The sequence below is a fragment of the Tabrizicola thermarum genome (genome assembly GCF_003574395.1).
GTDB lineage: Bacteria > Pseudomonadota > Alphaproteobacteria > Rhodobacterales > Rhodobacteraceae > Tabrizicola > Tabrizicola thermarum.
On record NZ_QMJY01000031.1, the window covers coordinates 1 to 328 of the forward strand.

Below are 328 nucleotides of genomic sequence, written 5' to 3' on the forward strand. Positions count from 1 at the left end.
TGAGGTTGGGATGGGGTTTGGGATGGATCGGCGGGGGTTGCATCTGGATGGTGCGGAGCGGGCGGTGATCTTTGCAGAGCATCGTCGAGGCACGAGCCAGCGGGAGATCGCGCGGCTTCTTGGCCGGTCGGCGAGCACGATCTGCCGGGAACTCGGGCGGGGGCGGGTTGCAGCGGGAACGGCCGTCGGAGCGGGGTCCGGATACTGTCCGCAGGCCGGCCAGCGCGCCTATGCCCGGCGTCGGCTGCGCTGCCGGCCCCGGCGCAAGCTCCGGCCGGGCGGGGCGCTCTGGCGCTTCGTCTGGCATCACCTCGTCACATTCCGCTGG

1 protein-coding gene is annotated in these 328 nt (G+C 71.6%); it reads left to right on the top strand.

Annotated features, from left to right (window positions below; all coding sequences use genetic code 11):
- Positions 1–22: 22 nt before the first annotated feature.
- A partial coding sequence (locus D5084_RS09015) for a helix-turn-helix domain-containing protein (RefSeq protein ID WP_274378883.1) occupies positions 23–328 on the top strand: 306 nt, incomplete at its 3' end.